Source organism: Streptomyces sp. NBC_01261, from assembly GCF_036226385.1.
In the GTDB taxonomy this organism is placed as follows: domain Bacteria; phylum Actinomycetota; class Actinomycetes; order Streptomycetales; family Streptomycetaceae; genus Streptomyces.
On record NZ_CP108463.1, the window covers coordinates 706,080 to 723,035 of the forward strand.

Sequence of the window (16,956 nt, forward strand, 5' to 3'; positions counted from 1 at the left end):
CCATCCTCTTTCCCGCAGTGCTCGGTGGTCGCGCAGAGCCTAGAGGGGACGGATGTCCATCCGCTACGCCCCGGTAACAACTTGCCGTCGCGGCAACGAAGTACAGCTGTGATGCGGAGAAAACCTCATGATGCCCGCCCCGCCCCGTCGAAAGAGTGGGGCGAACACACCGCAGGCATAAGCTAGTTGCGTGACGGTCGCACCCTCCGCACTGGGCGCCGCATCGACGCCCCCTTCGGCATGATCCGCGACGGCACCTTCTACCAACCGCTCACACCAGCTACGGCTCGACCAAAGCCGTAGAGGCACTCTGTGGCCCTGCCGTGGGCGGTGTCGTCGAGGCGATGCAGGACCGCTTCATGCAGGCGGCCCCAGACAGCGGCTCTCGACCAGATCAGGAACCGGCGGTGAGCGGTCGACTTCAATGTGCCGAAGCAGGGCGGCAGAGCGCGCCAGGCGCAGCTACTGACCGGCACGTAGACGATCGCCGCGAACAGCGGCTCATCAGGGGTGTCCTGTGTTCCGCCGCCCTGCGGTCGCACTCTCGGCATGTACGAGTGGGCTTGCTCGGCCGATACCGTGGAGGCGTTGATCGTCCATGGCGGGTACAGGGGAAGGGTGGCGGTGGCGTTCACGGACCCGACCGGGTGGGGAGACCTGTTCACGCGCGATGCCGTCTGGCGGATGTCGGATGGATAGGGGCCCCACCCCTCGCGACGGGTTGGTCAGCCCTGCGCCACGTTCGCCGCGCTCACATTCTCGATCACGCGGCCGAGTTTGGTCTTGGCCCGAGTCAGGTCCTGAATGCGTGCGGCGATGCGGTCGCGTTCGATGATGAGCTGGTCGAGCATGGCGGGGGTCGCGACGCCGGTGCTCACGCACGGCAGGAGTTCGACGACGGTACGGCTGGAGAGGCCGGCCGCGAAGAGGTCCTGGATGAGCTGGACCCGCTCCAGGGCTTCGTCGGGATAGTCACGCTGACCACCGGACGTCCGCGCCGATTCCAGGAGCCGCTGTTCCTCGTAGTAGCGCAGGGCCCGCACGCTGACCCCTGACCGCCTGGCGAGCTGTCCGATGCGCATGACGCAGGACACTCCCTTCCCGCTCATACCTCACGTTGACGTCAGGTTCAGGCTAGCAACACCGGCTCCGGTGGCGGACCCCAGGGCGTTCACGCGGTCCACATACGCACGGCAGTCCTCGCGTCGTGCCGGGTCGCCGCGCCTGCCCGAGGGCACATGGGTGTCGACCGTGGCGAGCAGCGTGAACCCTCGTAGTGGCACAGGCCCCCACACTCGCCCCCGCCCGCTCGGCGACCTCACCCGTCCGCACCTGCCCTCCCCCGGCTGAGCGGCAGTTGCGGCTTGCACCTCACGTCAACGTCAGGTTCTAGAGTGCCGAGCGTCGGATGAACACGTCATTCCGGCCCGTCAAAGTAAGGCAGACCACTATGCGCGCAGCCCGGTTCCACGAATACGGCGGAGCGGAGAGCCTCGTGATCGAGCAGGCCCCCGACCCCCACCCCGGACCCGGTGAGATCCGTGTCCGAGTCGCGGCGGCCAGCGTCAATCCCATCGACTGGAAGCTGCGCTCCGGCGCCCTGCACCAGCTGATTCCCCTGGATCTGCCCGCCGTTCCCGGGCGCGACGGCGCCGGTGTGGTCGACGAGATCGGCGACGGGGTGCAGGGGGTGAGCATCGGCGACCGTGTCTTCGGACTGGGCGGTGTCACTGGCGCGACCGCGGAACTGCTCATCCTCTCGGCCTGGGCGCACACCCCCGCCACGTGGAACGACGAGCAGGCCGCGGGCGCCGGTCTCGCGTCCGTGACCGCGATGCGCGGGCTCGACGCGCTCGGCCCCCTCGCGGGGCGCACCCTCCTCGTCGAGGGCGCCGCCGGAGGCGTGGGCAGCGCGGCGGTCGAGATCGCGGTAGCGCGAGGTGCCACTGTGATCGGGACAGCTGGCGAACGCAACCACCAGTTCCTCACTTCTCTCGGCGCCGTTCCCACCACCTATGGTCCCGGCCTCGCACAGCGTCTGTCCGCTCTCGCCCCGCACGGAGTCGACATCGTGCTCGACACAGCGGCCTCCGGCTCCCTGGACGACCTCGTCGCGATCGCAGGTGACCCGAAGCGCGTCGCGACGGTCGCCGACCACGCGGGCGGGCAGCGCCTGGGCACGCATGTGGTCAACGCGGAGAACGACTCCACCCTCCTGTCCGCTGCCGCGGAACTGGGCCGGCAAGGCCGCTACACACCCCGTATCGAGCAGGCCTACCCCCTGGAGCGGATCGCCGACGCCCACGCGCACGCCGAGTTCGGACGCACCCGAGGAAAGATCGTGATCTCCATCTGAACAGGCCCACGAGGTAGGCAACTCGCAACGTGCGGGCCTGCGTGGCGAGCGTGCCCTCGATCGGTACCGGCGAGAACCGCCATGGGCATCCAGGAGACGAATACGCCTTCGGGGCAGCGCCGGAATCACCCGATGCCGGGCCGGGGAAAAAGCCGAACCCGGGCCGGCACGCGCGCAGTTACCTTCTCCGCGGTGTCACCGTGGTCGAGTTCCACGGAACCATCGACCTGAGCAACATCCTTGACGTTCAGGCGCATACCGATGCCGCGACCACCCGGTCGGACGTCCGCGTGGTCATGGACCTGATGTCGGTGGAATTCCTCGACTGCTCCACCCTCGGACTGCTCTGCCGGGCCCGGCGCCGGGCCCTGGAACGCGGCGGCAGCCTGGCCTTGGTCTGTGTCCCACCCTGGCACCTGCGGATTCTCAAAGCCGCCGGGCTCCACCCGCTCTTCGAGCCACTCGCCACCCTGGACGACGCACTGGAGGACGGAGAGTCCCCCGTTATATTCTTCGCGGTCCTGCAAGAGGGCCGCTGGCCTCCGGGCCCGGCATGCCTGTTCCCCCCTGTCGAAGGCATGACCTGGGGGGTGGTGCCAGCCTGGTGAAAATTTGGCGCCAGGTGCCGTTCCTCTGCCATCGCCGGAACAGGTCATACACCCGGCCCCACGGCCCGTACTCGACAGGTATATCCAGCCACGGAACACCGGTACGGACCCGGAGGCGTATGCCGTCGATCAGCTGTCGCCGAGGCCAGACGGGCGGCCGCCCCGGCCCGGCGCCCTTCGGCATCAGTTGCTCCAGCACTGTCCACTGCTCGTCCGTGAGATCCCCCCCGCCCCATGAACCGTGATCATTCACAACCCAAGATCCACTTTCGATACACGGCCTAGGTCGGCCTAGGTCAGATGGCCATCCAGGTCGCCAAGCGGCTCGGCGCGGGGCGGGTTGTCGGCGCGGGCCGTGACCGGGCTCGCCTGGCGACCCTGCCGGGGCTCGGCGCCGACGCGACCGTCGCGCTCACCGACGACGCCGAGGCCACCGCGGCGGCGCTGGCCGAGACGGCCGCCGAAGTCGACCCGGTCGTGGACTGCCTCTGGGGCAGGCCTGCCGGTGACGCGATCATGGCGCTGCTGCGGGCCCGCGCCGGCCGCAGCCGCGCGCTGAACTGGATCCAGATCGGCTCCATGGCCGACCCGACCATCGAACTGCCCTCCGTGGCAATGCGTTCGGCGAACTTCCGGTTGCAGGGCAACGGCCAGGGCGTCGTGTCCACCAGGCCGTATCTGGCCGTACTGCCGTCCCTCATTGAGGAGATCGACGGCGGCACCATCGCGGTCACCGCCAGGACGATGCCCCTGGCCGAGGTCGGGACCGCGTGGACCGAGCCCGAGGTACCGGGCGTACGCACCCTACTGACGCCCTGAACCGCCGTGGTCAGCCGGGCAGTTGGAGAGTGAAGACCGTCTCGGTTCCGGGGGTGCTGGTGACGCTGAGGCTGCCGCCGTGGGCCTCGGTGAACCGGCGGGCGATGGAGAGGCCGAGGCCGCTGCCGCCGGTGTGCCGGTTGCGGGACTTCTCAGCGCGCCAGAACCGGTCGAAGACATGCGCCAGGTCCTCCGGGCCGATGCCGGAACCGGTGTCGCTGACCTGGATCAGGACGGTGTTCCCGGTCCGGCGGGACCGCACGGTGACGCTGCCGCCGGGAGGAGTGTGGCGTACGGCGTTGGACACCAGGTTGCCGACGGCCTGGCGCAGCCGCATGGGGTCCGCGTACAGCTCGGTGTCACCGTCGGTGTGGACGTCCAGGGTGATGCGGGCGCTCTGGGCCTGGCCGCCGTGGGCGGTGGCGACGTGGTGCAGGAGGTCGCCCGCGTCCAGGAGCTCACGGTGCAGCTGGAGCGTGCCGGCCTCGGCCGCCGCCAGGTCCCGGAGGTCGTCGATGATGTGCTGGAGGAGAAGGGTCTCCTCCAGCAGCACCGAGGTCACGTCGTCGTCCGGGGTGAGCACACCGTCCTGGGTGGCTTCCAGCCAGCTGCGGATGGTGCTGAGCGGTGTCCGCAGTTCGTGGGCGATGTCGCTGACCATGGCCTTGCGCTGCGCTTCGGTGCGTTCCCGGTGCTCGGAGAGGTCGTTGAAGGCGGCGGTGAGGCGGCCGATCTCGTCGCCGGTGGTCACCGGGACGCGGAGCTGCCGGCGGCCCGGGTTCCGTACGGCGCTGGTGAGCGCGCGCAGCGGTCTGACCAGGCGAACGCCTATCACCACGGTCACGGTCATGGTGAGCACGAGGACGAGGGCGACGACCCCGATGATGCGGATGGTGTTGGCCTGCGACAGGTCGAAGCCCGGAACCGCCGATCCGGCCGGTTCACTGACGAACAGCTGTGCCGCCGGGGCGACGTAGGCGGCTAACTGTTCGCGCCGGCTGGAGTTGACACAGTTCTGCGCGGCCCGGCTGTCGGCGTCGCCCGGCTTGTGGGAGAGCGTGAGGTCGAGCACCACGGTCGGCCGGCCCTGATGTGCCAGACAGGTCCTGATCAGCTTGTTGAGGCTGTCGAGAGCCTTCAGCTCGCCCGGTGTCGCGAGTGCGAGCTGGAGCGTGGATTCGCACTCGACCAAGGCGTAGGCCTCCTTGGTGCCGTCGTCGGTCTCGATGCTGGGGTGACCGCTGAGCGAGACCGAGACCTTGGCGGGGAAGCCGTATTTGATCATACAGTTCCTGAGCTTGCTCGCGCTCCTGAGGAGATCCTGGCGCTGTGCGGCGGAAAGCCGGAACGGGCCGAGGGCACGGGGGTCGATACGGTCGGCGCCGGCGTCGGGGAACAGCGTGGGGTCGACCTGGAGCGGGTCGATGACCGCGAACGCACGGTCGGGCAGCGGCGATGTGCCGGGCGCGGAGTCCGCGATCGTCCGGCGGCCGTGGTCCTGGGCGGTGAGGGTGATACGCCGGTTGGTCCGGTGGGCGAGCTGGCTGATCGTCCGTGTGACTCCGTCCCAACTCGGGTGGACGGCGGCGTAGTCGGTGAGCACCTTGTAGATGTCCGTGTCGTCGGAGAGGACCTGCCCCTGCTCCTGGCGGATCGCGCTGGTGGTGGTCCGTACCGCAAGCCAGGCGGTGGCGGTGATCGCGCAGAGGGCGACGAGAAGCGAGGAGGCCAGCAGTCTGACCAGCAGACTTCTGCGCAGCGGCACCCTGGTCTCGGGGGTCTCGGCGTGCACCGCGGGCTCAGTCCGCACGGTGGCCCTCTCGGCCGTCAGCCATCTTGTAGCCAACCCCGAAGACGGTCAGCAGGAGGACCGGCTGCTTCGGGTCGGCTTCGAGCTTCTTGCGCAGGTTCAGGATGTGCACGTCGATGGAGCGCTCGGTGATGAAGCGGTCGGACCCTCGGGTCCGGGTCAGCAACTGCCGCCGGGTGAAGACCCGTTCGGGCTCGGCGGCCATGACCGCCAGGACCTCGAACTCCCCCGGGGTGCATTCCACCTGCCGCCCCCCGAGGTGGACGGTGTGCCGGACCGGATCCACCGAGAGGGCGCCGGCCCGCAGGACCGGGTCGGCCGGCCGGCGGTCGTCAGGGACGGCGGCGCCACCGCCGGTACGCCGGCTGCGCCTCAGTAGGGTGCGGATACGGGCCATCAGCTCACGTGGGCTGTAGGGCTTGGTCATGTAGTCGTCGGCGCCGAGGTCGAGGCCGAGCAGCAGGTCCTCCTCGGTGGCGCGCGCGGTCAGCATCAGCACCGGGAGGCCGGACGACTCCCCCCGCAGAATGCGGCAGACGTCCAGGCCGTCGACCACTGGCATCATCACGTCGAGGACGAGCAGATCGGGCGGTCGGCGGCGGGCCTCGTCGATCGCGGCACGTCCGTCGTGCACCACAAGGGCGGTGTGGCCCTCGCGCTCCAGATAGCGCCGGATCACCGTGGCCTGTCTGACGTCGTCCTCGGCCACCAGAACATGTGCGCACATGCTGCCGACCATAGGGCGGCGCGTTGCGATTCAGACAGGTTTTAGATGGCAGCCTGACAAGATCCTCATATCGCTCGGCCATGGTGGCCGCCATGCCGAACACCAATGACCGCCCAGGCCTTGATGCTGTGGCCGCAGACGTGTCCCGGCTCCGTCCGGTAGCCGGCTCGTCCTCAATCGCCGCCGGACGGTCCCTGTGGCTTGTCCTCAATCGCCGGACGGGCGGCAATCCGCCCGTCCGGCGATTGAGGACACAGCGCTGCCGAAGACTGCGCAACCCGGCGAACCAATGCGGCCACAGCACCAGGTCCCGATCCGTCGTGTTGGCCGCCCTCGGGGTGGTGGCAGTTTCCGCGCTCACCGCGTGCGGTGGCGGATCATCCGGTGCGGGCAGGGCCGGTGACACCGATGTGGCCTCGATCTCCAGCCCGGCCGCGAGCGCCGGATCGGCCGGGCCGAGCGCCGACCCCGACTCCGGCCGCCCCCAACTGCGCCTGGACGGCAGCGAGGAGGAACACCGGAAGCTCAATAACGCCTGGGTGTCATGCCTTCAGGACCACGGAGTGAGGACGTACACGAAAGGCTCGGCGGGCGCCGAATGGATCTTCCCGGGTGTGAACGCTTCGGACTTTCCCGCATCCGCGAAGGTCTGCGCCTCGAAGCAACCACTTCAGCCCGTGGAGACGGACCCGAAGAAGAACCCGCATTACGCGGATGACTTCCGCGAATGGATCAGGTGCATGAACTCCAAGGGGCTCAAGGTTGTCGGGCTGCCCGACAACGCGGGCTGGAACTACGCCTCCAACAACCAGCCGGCAAATTCGGATGCAATCGAGAGCAGTTGCCGGCTGGAGGCATTCAGTGCGAAGAAGTGAGTACGCTCAGGCCGACGAGCCGCCCGGCAATGCGGCGCCGGGGAAAGCGCGGAAACGGGTCGTCATCGCGGTGGCCGCACTGCTCACGGCAGGCGTGGTGGGGGTCAGCCTGGCCGGGGTGAGGAGTGGCGGGAAGCCGTCGGGCGCCGCGGCGAGCGGTGCGCCCCGGGTGAGCACCGTCGCGGTGGTCAGGACCGACCTGTCCAGCACCCTTTCGCTGAACGGAACCCTGGGCTACGGCAGGACCGTATCGGTGAAGGGCGGCAAGGACGGCCTGGTCACCCAGCTGCCGACGGTGGGGGCCAAGGTGTCCAGGGGCAGGTCCCTGTACCGGCTGGACGATCGTCCGGTGCCGGTGTTCTACGGGACCACACCGCTGTTCCGCCCCCTGGACACGCGGGGTCTCATGGGCAGGGACGTCAAGGTGGTCGCGGACAACCTCAGGGCGCTCGGCTACGACATCGGCGCCCAGCCGGCGTCGGGCAGTTGGGTCGCGCAGCGGCCGGAGCCGCCCGGAGCCGCGAGCGCGACTCCGGGCGGTACAGCGGCGTCGGGGGCTCCGGCGAGCCCGTCGCCGGCCCCGTCGCCGGCCTACGTCCGGGTCAAGCCCGGCGAGGGGGTGCTCACCGCCTCCCTGATCGCGGCGGTCGGGCGGTGGCAGACCCAGGTCGGTATGCCCTCCACCGGAGTCCTCGGCGCCGGCGACGTGGCGGTGCTGCCGGGCGAGGTACGGGTCGGTGCCGTACAGGCGCAGCCCGGCGACCCGGCCACCGGAACGCTGATGTCGGTCACCGGTACCGCCAAGTCGGTGTCGGTGCCGCTGGACGCGACCGACGTCGACTCGATCCAGCAGGGTGACAAGGCGACCGTGACGCTGCCCGACAACTCCGAGGCCCATGGCACCGTCTCGGCCATCAGCACGGATGCCCAGGCCTCCGACCAGGCAGGCGGTGACTCCGGCGGCACACCGCAGCTGGTGGTGACCGTCTCGCTGGACAGCACGGCGGCGCTGCGCCGCCTCAACTCCGCACCCGTACAAGTGCAGTTCACCGGGCAGACCAAGAAGGGCGTACTGGCCGTGCCGGTCGGCGCGCTGCTCGCGCTGAGCGGCGGCGGTTACGCGCTCCAGCTCCCCGGCGGCCGTCTGCTGGCCGTCGAGACGGGGATGTTCGCCAAGGGACTGGTGGAAGTGACCGGCACCGGCATCACCGCGGGCACCAAGGTGGCAACGGCCTCATGACCGACCGCACCCCTCCGGTACTCACCGTCCGCAACGCGAGCATGGCGTATCCCGGCGGGGTCAACGCGCTGGACGATGTCTCGCTGGCCATCGAGACCGGTGAACTGCTGGCCATCGTCGGACCTTCCGGGTCCGGCAAGTCCACTCTGCTGAACATCATGGGCACCCTGGACCGGCCGACGAGCGGCACCGTGGAGATCGGCGGCCGGGACGTTTCCTCGCTCTCCGACCGGCGGCTGTCCGCGCTGCGCGGCCGCTGGCTCGGCTTCGTCTTCCAGCAGTTCCATCTCACCGAGGGGCTCACCGCAGCCGAGAACGTCGCCACCGGTCTGCTCTACGCGGGTGTGCCGCGCGGCCGGCGCCGTCCGCTGGCGCTGGAGGCGCTGGCCCGGGTCGGCCTGGCGCACCGGGCCGGACACCTCTCGCACCAGCTCTCCGGCGGTGAACGCCAACGCGTCGCCATCGCCCGGGCCCTGGTCAACAACCCTGCGCTGGTGCTCGCCGACGAGCCCACCGGCGCGCTGGACACCGCCAACGGACGGGCCGTCCTTGAACTGCTGACCGAGCTGAACGACGAGGGCACCACCATCGCGATCATCACCCACGACCGGGACATCGCCGAGCGGCTGCCCCGCCGGGTGGAGATCCTCGACGGGCGCCTCGTCGCCGACACGTATGAGGGGTCATGAACACCACCGTCACCGCGACGCCGACCGCCGTCACCGAGGCGAACAGCAGGCCGGTACGGCTGGCCCCGCTGGACCTTCTGGGGCTGGGTCTGCTCGGCATCCGTACCCGCAAGATGCGGGCCGCGCTGTCGGCCCTTGGCATCTCCATCGGCATCGCCACCATGATCGTCGTCACCGGGATCCCGGCCTCCAGCCAGAAGGCGCTGCTGAACGAGCTCTCGGCGATGGGCACCAACATGCTCCAGGCGCAGCCGGTCCCCAACCCGAACTCACCGGTGCTGCTCCCGCCGGAATCGGTGGACATGGTCCGCCGTATCGGTCCGGTCACCATGGCCAGTGCCGTCGCCAACACCCATGCCACCGTGCATCGTTCGGACCGTGTCGACCCCAGCGACTACGCCGGACTCAGCATCCTGGCCAGCAAGGCCAACCTGCTCCCGGCCATCAACGCCGAGGTGCGGTCGGGCCGCTTCCTCAACGCCGCCACCGAGAGGTTCCCCACCGCGGTGCTCGGTTCGGTCGCCGCCACCCGGCTCGGCTTCGCAAAGCTGAACGACCGGGGACCCGCCCCGCAGATCTACATCAACGACCGCTGGTTCACGGTCATCGGCATCCTTGCCCGGACCCCGCTCTCCCCCGACATCGACCGCTCGGTACTCGTCGGATGGGACGCCGCCCGCGCCCAGTTGAAGTTCGACGGACACCCCACGGTGATCTACATCAAGGTCAGGGAATCCGCCATGGAGGCGGTCCGGGGCGTGCTGCCCGCCACGGTCTACCCGCAACTGCCCGGCATGGTCCAGATCAGCCGCCCGTCCGACGCGCTGGCCGCGAAGCGCGCCACCCAGACCACCTTCTCCGCCCTTTTCCTGGGACTCGCCGGAGTCGCGCTGCTGGTCGGCGGTATCGGAGTGGCCAACACCATGGTCATCTCGGTCCTCGAACGCCGCCGTGAGATCGGCCTGCGCCGCGCGCTGGGCGCCAACCGGGGCCAGATCCGCGGCCAGTTCCTCACCGAGTCCGTCGTACTGTCCGCGCTCGGCGGTGTGGCCGGTACGGTCCTCGGCGTCCTGGCCACCGTCGGCTACGCCACCTACCAGCACTGGCCGCCGGTCGTCCCGCTCACCTCGGTGGCGGAAGGGTTCGGCGGCGCCGTACTCGTCGGCATGATCGCCGGTGTCTACCCGTCCATCAGGGCCGCCCGCCTCACCCCCACCGAGGCCCTCGCGTCGGCATGAACGACATGGGCGACATGGGCGAAGGGCGTTGGGCCGTTGAGCGGCCCAACGCCCTTGCGTATGCGCCTACTTCTGGAAGGCTTTCACCTGGCAGGCGGTTTCGATCTCATTGAAGTGCGGAGGATTCGGCTGGCTCTGGTCGAACGAGTAATCGGAGTCGCCGACCATGGTGGCCCTGATGCCGTGGGCGTTCAGGCACTTCACCATGACCCGCAAGTCGTCGGAGTAGTCCGGATTCTGGGCCGGGTCCAGCTCCGGCGGCGTGATCGGCTGCTTCGACGCGCAGGCCTTCGCTCCGGCCTTCGCGGCCGGGGTGGTCGGCGCCCCCTTCAGCGGCCCGCCCTTCGCCCTCAGGCAGGCGTACCAGCTGTCCCACATCCGGTTGGTCTCCTCGGCGGAGCTGTCCAGCCGGATAACGGGGCGGCCGGCGTCGGGGTCCGTTGTCCGTGTCGGTGTCCCAACTGCCTTGCCCGGGCTCGCGATCGAGGCGACATCGCTGTCGCCGGCACTGCTTCTGTCACTCCCGCTGCCCGAGCCGCCGCCACCGCACGCGGTGAGGACGACAAGGCTCGTTGCGCCGATGCCGGTGAACAGGGCTGCCCGCGCGGAGCGGCCGGGAACCGGCCGGCTGCGATGAGAGGGGTTCGTCATGGCGGCCACTGTGGCCGGACCATATGAGGATCCGGTCAGATTGCTGACAAGGGCCTGTGTCAACTTGACTCGGCCGTAAACGACCGGGCTTGGAGGTAGGGCACCACTGGCTGTGGTGTGCCCTCCTCCGTCCAGACACCTAGGAAGGTGCTGGGACACGTGACTCACGCCCCGCAATCCGCACAGCCTCGCCGCGTTGGGCGATGTTGCGGGAAGCAGCACACTTGGTCTTCACGCCCAAATACCGGCGTGGACCGTTCACGGACGAGATCCTCCGACGCTGCGAGGAAGTCATGCGCGCCGTCTGCGCCGACTTCGAAACCGAGCTGGTCGAGTTCAACGGCGAACGCGACCACGTCCACCTCCTCGTGCACTACCCGCCGAAGGTCTCCCTCTCCAAACTGGTGGGCTCCCTCAAAAGTGTCTCCGCCCGCAGACTCCGCCAGGAGTACCCCGACCACATCCGCAAGTACCTGTGGAGCGCGCACTTCCGGTCACCCTCATATTTCGCGGCGAGCAGCGGCGGAGCACCGTCGGCTGCCATCAAGGAGTACATCGAACAGCAAAACGTCCGTCGTGATCTGCACGTCAGAGCAATCCAGAAAAGCGATTCCTCCCGAGCGTGAACACCCCAGGGTTCCTCGCTCCGACCGCGTCATGCGACGGCCGACGGCCGACGCCCTCGCTCAAGGGCCCCTCGACCCGCTCACTCGGCAGAAACGCCTACGTGTCACGACGGACGTGTCCGTGCGCACAGTCATGTCGGCCAACACCGGCTTCACCCGCGCGCGGGCGAAAGACCGAGCCTGTTTCCCGGGCACGTGTTCAAGGCCGCGTGCAACCCACGCGAACTCTCAAGGGTGTTACTCACAGAAGTACGCGCTCCACGACCGGAGCGCGGAACAGCGGATGAAACGGGGAAACCGGGGTGCGCGTATGACGAGCCCTTGTACGCCTGCCGCCTCTGGGAGAGCGGCGGCCTGGAGATCGGTCCAGGAGACGGACACCAGCACGGGACCGGAGCGAGAGGAGGACCTGTCTGAGCAAGGTCTGCAGGATCTGGGGGACTTCGAGACCTACGCGGCCGTCCGCTGGTCGCGGATGCTGCGCATCGCCTACCTGCTGACCAACGGTGACCACCACGAAGCGGAGGATCTCGTCCAGACCACCCTCGCCAAGGTGTACCTGCGGTGGGACCACATACGTACCCTCGACGCACCCGACCAGTACGTCCGCCGGGCACTGATCAACAACAACACCACCCGGCAACGCAGACGACGGGTCGTACAGCTCCTCACACCTCACCTGGCCGAACCACGGACACGGCCGGGCGAGATCAGCGAACACGACACCTACGTCAACCGCTCCGAACTCCTGGACGCCCTCGCCGCGCTCCCGCCCCGCCAACGCGCCGTCGTCGTACTGCGGTACTGGGAGTGCCTCAGCGAACAGCAGACGGCGCAGATCCTCAATTGTTCGGTCGGCACCGTGAAGAGCCAGGCCAGCCGCGCCCTGAAGAAGCTGCGCGACAGCGCGGCACTGTCCGACTACGCCGCCGCAGCGGCACAAGGGTGAAAGGGGACACGCCATGACGACCGACATGTCATCGCAGCCACCGCTGCCCGAACTGTGGCAGGCACTCGACGAGGCCGCGCACGAGTACGTCCCCCCACCGTTCCCGCACGACCAGATCAGGCACCGCGGCCGGACCATCAAGCGACGCCGTGGATGGGCGGCCGCCGCCCTCGGCGCCGCACTGCTGGTACCCGTGAGCGTCGCGGTCGCGTCCCTGTCCGAGTCCGCTCCCTCGCACACCGTCACCAGCGCCGATCCGGCCCCCTCACACTCCCTTTCCGGGCACGACGCACCCAGCCGTGACCCGAAGGCGCGGATCGTACGCCCGGGAGAACGGGTGCAAGCGGGCCTCGGCGTCTGGTACCTGCTGAAGCCGCGAGAGATCTGTGACGCGGCACCCGGTCACGAGAAGCCCACCTGCGTGGGCTATCTCGACGTCAATCAGCCTGGCGCGGTGCCGATGACCATGAACATGCATCCGTTGCCCCAGGGCGTGGTGTACGTCCTCGCCTACACCGGGAAGACGCCCGCCGCCAGGATCACGATGACGGACAAGGGAAGGACCACCGAACTCCCCATCGTGCGGCTGGGCGGGAAGCCCGCCTACGTGAGCAGCTACGCCGTCGGCGCCCCCCGAGACGCCTCGATGGACAAAGAGGGCGCACTGAGGTTGAACGGGCCCGTCTTCCGTGTGTACGACGCCCACGGTAGGAAGGTGGCGGAGATGCAGGGATGGTGAAGGGCCTACCGCTCCCCCGCTCTCCTGGCGCCGGGCCACACAATTGCTGCCGCCCGAGTTGGTCGGCACGACGTGCTCCGCAGAGGGCGCACTCACAGGTCGACGAGCTCGGGGACGGCAACGTACTCAGGCGACAGTGGCAAGCGCCGCCACCATCGCCACCGCCGGGAACCTCAAGGAACAGGTGACGAAGACGCTTGCTTGACGACCTTTGTGCAAGAGTCCTCGCGCATGCAACCTCCGCACTCCGTCAGGGGTGTTATTCAATGGGGCTCGTGTGCTCCTTCGACCTGCATGCGAAAAAGTGGAAGTAATCGGGGTAAAGAGGGTGTGCGCAATGATCAGCGCTTGTGTGCCTGCCTTATCTGAAAGACGAACTGCCCGGAATGGGGACCGGGAAGCAGGGGTTGGCAAAAGGCAGTCGGCCTGCGCGGGAAATTCGACCGCGGCCGGAATCGGGGGACGATGAGCGGCGTACTGATCCATCTGCCACAGGACCCGCCGCAGACGCTACGGCTCGGCGCGGGCGAGGTCGCCCGCTTCGGCCGCGGCTCGGACACGGTCGCTGTGGAGTTGCGGCTGGACGATCCGGCGGTGTCGCGGTTGGCCGGGGAGATCCGGGTGAGCGAGGACCACTGGCTGCTGAGCAACCACAGCGCCACACAGAGCTATCTGGTGGAGAACCCGGAGGGCGCGGGCGAGTACCTGCGGGTGCCACCGCGCCGCCTGGCGGCACCCATTCCCTTCGAGTTCGCGCGCGTGGTCCTGCCTACGCGGGACCACGTGGTGAGCTTCCAGGTCTTCGCCCCCGACCACGCCTACCTGGACCCTCATGGGCCCGCCGGCGGCCGTCGCGGCACCCAGACCCTGACCGCGTACTCGCTGGACGAGACCGCCACGTACTTCCTGGTCCTGGTCGCCCTGTGCGAGCCGCGACTGCGCGACGAGTCCGCACTGGCTGTTCCCACCACGCCCGAGATCGTCGAACGCCTGCGGCGGCTTCCGCAGTGCGAGCGCCTCACCGCCCGCGGGGTGAGTGCTCACATCGACTACCTCGCCGAGGAGAAACTCCGCATCGTCCTGCCGGAGCAGCGTGACGCGGGCCGGGGCGCCCGCCGCAACGGCAAGCGCGAGGCACTGGTCGGAATCGCCCTGCGGTTCGGGCTGGTCGGCGAGACCCATCTGGGGCTGCTTCCGTCACGTTCGGCTGCCGCCTGCCACGGCGCTCAGACGCAGGCGGCAGCCCGGTGAACCGGAAGGCCGAGCGTGTTCCGACCGGCTATCGGCTCGGAGACTGGGAGGTCGGGGAGCCGATCGCGGACGGGGGCTGGGGATGGGTCTACGAGGGCCGGAGCGTGCGCGAGACGGACGAGCCGACCCTCGTCGCGTTGAAGTTCCTGCCCACGTCCGGACTCGCCCCTCGGCAGGCGCGCGGGCTGCTGGAGTCCGCCCACCGCGAGAGCGAGTTCGGGCGCCGGACACGGCATCCCCGTCTGATCCGGGTGCTCGACTCACTCGTACTGGACGATCAGGATCATCCCGAACTCGACGGCGCGATCGTGTTGGTGATGGAACGCGCCGAGCACAGTCTGCGCCAACTCATCGGTGCTGAAAGTGAGTTGACGGAGGGTCAGGCCGATCGGATCCTGACGCAGATCTGCGAAGGCCTGGCCCATCTGCACGACCTGGGCTGGGTGCACGGCGATCTCAAGCCCGACAACGTTCTCCTGATGGCGGACGGGTCGGTTCGCCTGTCGGATTTCGGGCTGGCCGCGGAACTCGACGGCACCCACGGCACGCACGCGTGGATCCCGCCCCAGGGCACGCCCGACTATCTGCCACCCGAACGCTGGAAGGCCCCGCTGGGCGAACGCGGCGTACAGACCCGGCCGAGCGCCGACATCTGGGCGCTCGGCATCATGGTCCACCAGATGTTCACCGGCGGCACCTCGCCCTTCCCCGGCGCGACCCCGGCCGCACGGGGAGCCGCGGCGCAGGAGTACGCAGGCGGACGGGCGTCGCTGCGCCTGGATCCCGCCGTGCCGCGGTTCTGGCGCGATCTGGCCACCGACTGCCTGGCTCCCACCCATGAGGCACGCGCCGCCTGCACAGCGGGAGGCCTGCTGGCCCGCATCGGCGCAGCGGCCCAAGGTGATGGCACTACGGTCGGCGGCACAGGTGCGGCGCGTGCCCGCGGCGGTCAGCGCCGCCGACGGCTCGTCCTCGGCACCGCGGTGGCCACCGCGGTGTGTGCGGCGACGGCCGCCGTATGGGTGCACGTCGCGGACGACGGTGCGACGCGGGACGACCCGGTTCATGCCGAGAATGTCTCCGAGACCGCCGACCCCTCCCCCATCAAGGTGTACAACGTGGAGCCGACCTGCCGGGCCCATGCGGCCGACCGCGATCAGCAGTGCAGCCTCGGTCTGGCGATCGACCCCCTGTCGCCGTACACCGTCGACAACGTGGTGACCACCCGCGTGTGGCACGGAGACGTGCTCACGGCGCAGTGCCGGTTGCCTCAAGGGCTGCCGGTGACCGACGAGTTCGGTCACCGTTCCACCCAGTGGTACCGCGTCCGGTTGCCGGCCGGCGCGTCCGTCTCCACCGCCTGGTTCCCCGCTGTGCGCACGAAGGACAAGCCTGCCCTGCCCGCGTGCAGGTGAGCCCTCCCGATCCGGCCGGCGCCTCCGCCGTCGGCCGGGTCAGGTGCACGCGGGGATGTCCCGGCCGTCGTTGTCCTTCGCCTCGTCGTTGCCCCAACGGTCGAGGTAGTAGGCGGAGACGTACGCCCGCCCCCGGCCGCCCGCCGTGACCTCGTCGAGGTCGGTCAGCAGCCACCAGTGGTTGTACGCCGCGCCGACCCGGACCTCGTCGCCCCACTTCCTGCACAGGACGTAGCTGGTGCCCTTGCGCAGCGTGCCCTGAGCAGCGCACCGGGGTGTGCCACCGTTCACGCAGTTTGCGTCCGGATAGCCGGTGGCGTCGGCGAAGGTGTCCACCCAGTACCGAGCCGGCTGTCCTCCCCCGCCGTCGCAGGCGTTGGTGCTGGTGACGCGGGGGAACGGGCCGTCGGGCGTGAGCCGGTACTCGGTGCCCTGGAGCACCGGGTTGACCATCTCGTCCGTCTCGCCGTCGTTGTCGCCGTTGGTGTCGTACAGCTGCTCGTAGTGCAGATGCGCCTCCTCCGTGCCGACCAGCCCCAACCGCCCGACCGGTTCCCCCGACGCGACCTGCTGGCCCAGGTGTACGTCGATCCGGTCCATGTGCAGGTAGACGCTGAACCAGCCGCCGCCGTGGTTGATCTCGACGCCGCCGGGCTCGAAGAACTCCGTGACCGTACCGGCGGCGGACGCGGTGACGGTGGCGCCCAGGGTCGGGCCGTCGACGTGGTACATGTCGAGTTTCTTGTCGTCGGGCTCGTGGCCCAGGTACGTCTGCAGCTGCCAGGTCTGTCCGCAGGGGAACGGCATCCGGAAGTCGGGGCGGGCGGTGGGCGCCGCCGACGCGGCCGGTGCGCTCGCGCACAGTCCCGCCGTCATCAGCAGCGCCGACAGTGCCGCCGCCCAACCCGCTCTTCCCCTCGGCCTCAACCTCATGGTCCTCGCCCTCTCTTCGTCACGGTGTGC

At 69.2% G+C, this 16,956-nt stretch carries 18 protein-coding genes and 1 pseudogene; 12 read left to right on the plus strand and 7 right to left on the minus strand.

The genetic code is table 11. The features are described from left to right. Positions 1-332: 332 nt before the first annotated feature. Together OG226_RS03015 and OG226_RS03020 are read right to left on the minus strand one after the other, a co-directional pair. Positions 333-545, minus strand: a pseudogene (locus OG226_RS03015) (transposase); the annotation flags it as partial. A gap of 180 nt (positions 546-725) precedes the next feature. After that, complete coding sequence (locus tag OG226_RS03020) at positions 726-1,082, minus strand: MerR family transcriptional regulator (RefSeq protein ID WP_329347753.1); 357 nt, start codon at positions 1,080-1,082, stop codon at positions 726-728. Between the two features lie 368 nt (positions 1,083-1,450). On the opposite strand from OG226_RS03020, the gene OG226_RS03025 reads away from it, so the two are divergent. Further along, positions 1,451-2,356 carry an NADP-dependent oxidoreductase gene (locus OG226_RS03025; RefSeq protein WP_329347754.1) on the plus strand — a complete coding sequence of 302 codons (906 nt, stop codon included), beginning with the start codon at positions 1,451-1,453 and terminating at the stop codon, positions 2,354-2,356. A gap of 50 nt (positions 2,357-2,406) precedes the next feature. Next, positions 2,407-2,964 carry an STAS domain-containing protein gene (locus OG226_RS03030; protein WP_329347755.1) on the plus strand — a complete coding sequence of 186 codons (558 nt, stop codon included), beginning with the start codon at positions 2,407-2,409 and terminating at the stop codon, positions 2,962-2,964. On the opposite strand, the gene OG226_RS03035 is transcribed toward OG226_RS03030, so the two are convergent. Then, on the minus strand, positions 2,861-3,217 hold the full coding sequence (locus tag OG226_RS03035; RefSeq protein WP_329347756.1) for a transposase: 357 nt from the start codon (positions 3,215-3,217) through the stop codon (positions 2,861-2,863). The genes OG226_RS03030 and OG226_RS03035 overlap by 104 nt on opposite strands. A 47-nt stretch (positions 3,218-3,264) precedes the next feature. Here OG226_RS03035 and OG226_RS03040 point away from each other — a divergent pair, with 47 nt between their 5' ends. Beyond that, complete coding sequence (locus OG226_RS03040) at positions 3,265-3,783, plus strand: zinc-binding dehydrogenase (RefSeq protein WP_329347757.1); 519 nt, start codon at positions 3,265-3,267, stop codon at positions 3,781-3,783. A 10-nt stretch (positions 3,784-3,793) separates the two neighbouring features. On the opposite strand, the gene OG226_RS03045 is transcribed toward OG226_RS03040, so the two are convergent. Together OG226_RS03045 and OG226_RS03050 are read right to left on the minus strand one after the other, a co-directional pair. Then, positions 3,794-5,593, minus strand: coding sequence for a sensor histidine kinase (locus tag OG226_RS03045; RefSeq protein WP_329347758.1), 1,800 nt, complete (start codon positions 5,591-5,593; stop codon positions 3,794-3,796). Beyond that, positions 5,583-6,320 carry a response regulator transcription factor gene (locus tag OG226_RS03050; protein WP_329347759.1) on the minus strand — a complete coding sequence of 246 codons (738 nt, stop codon included), beginning with the start codon at positions 6,318-6,320 and terminating at the stop codon, positions 5,583-5,585. Before OG226_RS03050 ends, OG226_RS03045 begins: the two co-directional genes overlap by 11 nt. A gap of 320 nt (positions 6,321-6,640) precedes the next feature. Here OG226_RS03050 and OG226_RS03055 point away from each other — a divergent pair, with 320 nt between their 5' ends. The 4 genes from OG226_RS03055 to OG226_RS03070 are packed head-to-tail and all read left to right on the plus strand — an operon-like array spanning position 6,641 to position 10,362. Next, on the plus strand, positions 6,641-7,195 hold the full coding sequence (locus OG226_RS03055) for a hypothetical protein (RefSeq protein WP_329347760.1): 555 nt from the start codon (positions 6,641-6,643) through the stop codon (positions 7,193-7,195). After that, positions 7,182-8,435 carry a hypothetical protein gene (locus OG226_RS03060; protein ID WP_329347761.1) on the plus strand — a complete coding sequence of 418 codons (1,254 nt, stop codon included), beginning with the start codon at positions 7,182-7,184 and terminating at the stop codon, positions 8,433-8,435. The genes OG226_RS03055 and OG226_RS03060 overlap by 14 nt, the downstream gene beginning before the upstream one ends. Further along, complete coding sequence (locus OG226_RS03065; protein WP_329347762.1) at positions 8,432-9,124, plus strand: ABC transporter ATP-binding protein; 693 nt, start codon at positions 8,432-8,434, stop codon at positions 9,122-9,124. The genes OG226_RS03060 and OG226_RS03065 overlap by 4 nt, the downstream gene beginning before the upstream one ends. Further along, positions 9,121-10,362 carry an ABC transporter permease gene (locus OG226_RS03070; RefSeq protein ID WP_329347763.1) on the plus strand — a complete coding sequence of 414 codons (1,242 nt, stop codon included), beginning with the start codon at positions 9,121-9,123 and terminating at the stop codon, positions 10,360-10,362. Before OG226_RS03065 ends, OG226_RS03070 begins: the two co-directional genes overlap by 4 nt. A gap of 66 nt (positions 10,363-10,428) precedes the next feature. Here OG226_RS03070 and OG226_RS03075 read toward each other — a convergent pair whose 3' ends face one another. Beyond that, positions 10,429-11,013: a hypothetical protein gene (locus OG226_RS03075; protein WP_329347764.1), complete on the minus strand. Its 585-nt coding sequence runs from the start codon at positions 11,011-11,013 to the stop codon at positions 10,429-10,431. Positions 11,014-11,216: 203 nt separating this feature from the next. Here OG226_RS03075 and tnpA point away from each other — a divergent pair, with 203 nt between their 5' ends. From tnpA to OG226_RS03100, 5 genes are all read left to right on the plus strand, one after another. Next, entirely contained in the window at positions 11,217-11,639 is a 423-nt protein-coding gene (gene tnpA, locus OG226_RS03080) for an IS200/IS605 family transposase (protein ID WP_329347765.1), read from the plus strand. Positions 11,640-11,949: 310 nt separating this feature from the next. Beyond that, a complete protein-coding gene (locus tag OG226_RS03085) occupies positions 11,950-12,588 on the plus strand; it encodes a SigE family RNA polymerase sigma factor (RefSeq protein WP_329347766.1) in 639 nt (212 codons plus the stop codon). A 13-nt stretch (positions 12,589-12,601) separates the two neighbouring features. Then, complete coding sequence (locus OG226_RS03090; RefSeq protein WP_329347767.1) at positions 12,602-13,327, plus strand: hypothetical protein; 726 nt, start codon at positions 12,602-12,604, stop codon at positions 13,325-13,327. A 465-nt stretch (positions 13,328-13,792) separates the two neighbouring features. Continuing rightward, a complete protein-coding gene (locus tag OG226_RS03095; RefSeq protein WP_329347768.1) occupies positions 13,793-14,578 on the plus strand; it encodes a serine/threonine protein kinase in 786 nt (261 codons plus the stop codon). Beyond that, complete coding sequence (locus tag OG226_RS03100; protein WP_329347769.1) at positions 14,575-15,993, plus strand: serine/threonine-protein kinase; 1,419 nt, start codon at positions 14,575-14,577, stop codon at positions 15,991-15,993. Before OG226_RS03095 ends, OG226_RS03100 begins: the two co-directional genes overlap by 4 nt. Before the next feature lie 39 nt (positions 15,994-16,032). On the opposite strand, the gene OG226_RS03105 is transcribed toward OG226_RS03100, so the two are convergent. Then, positions 16,033-16,926: a M23 family metallopeptidase gene (locus OG226_RS03105; RefSeq protein WP_329347770.1), complete on the minus strand. Its 894-nt coding sequence runs from the start codon at positions 16,924-16,926 to the stop codon at positions 16,033-16,035. Positions 16,927-16,956: the final 30 nt, after the last annotated feature.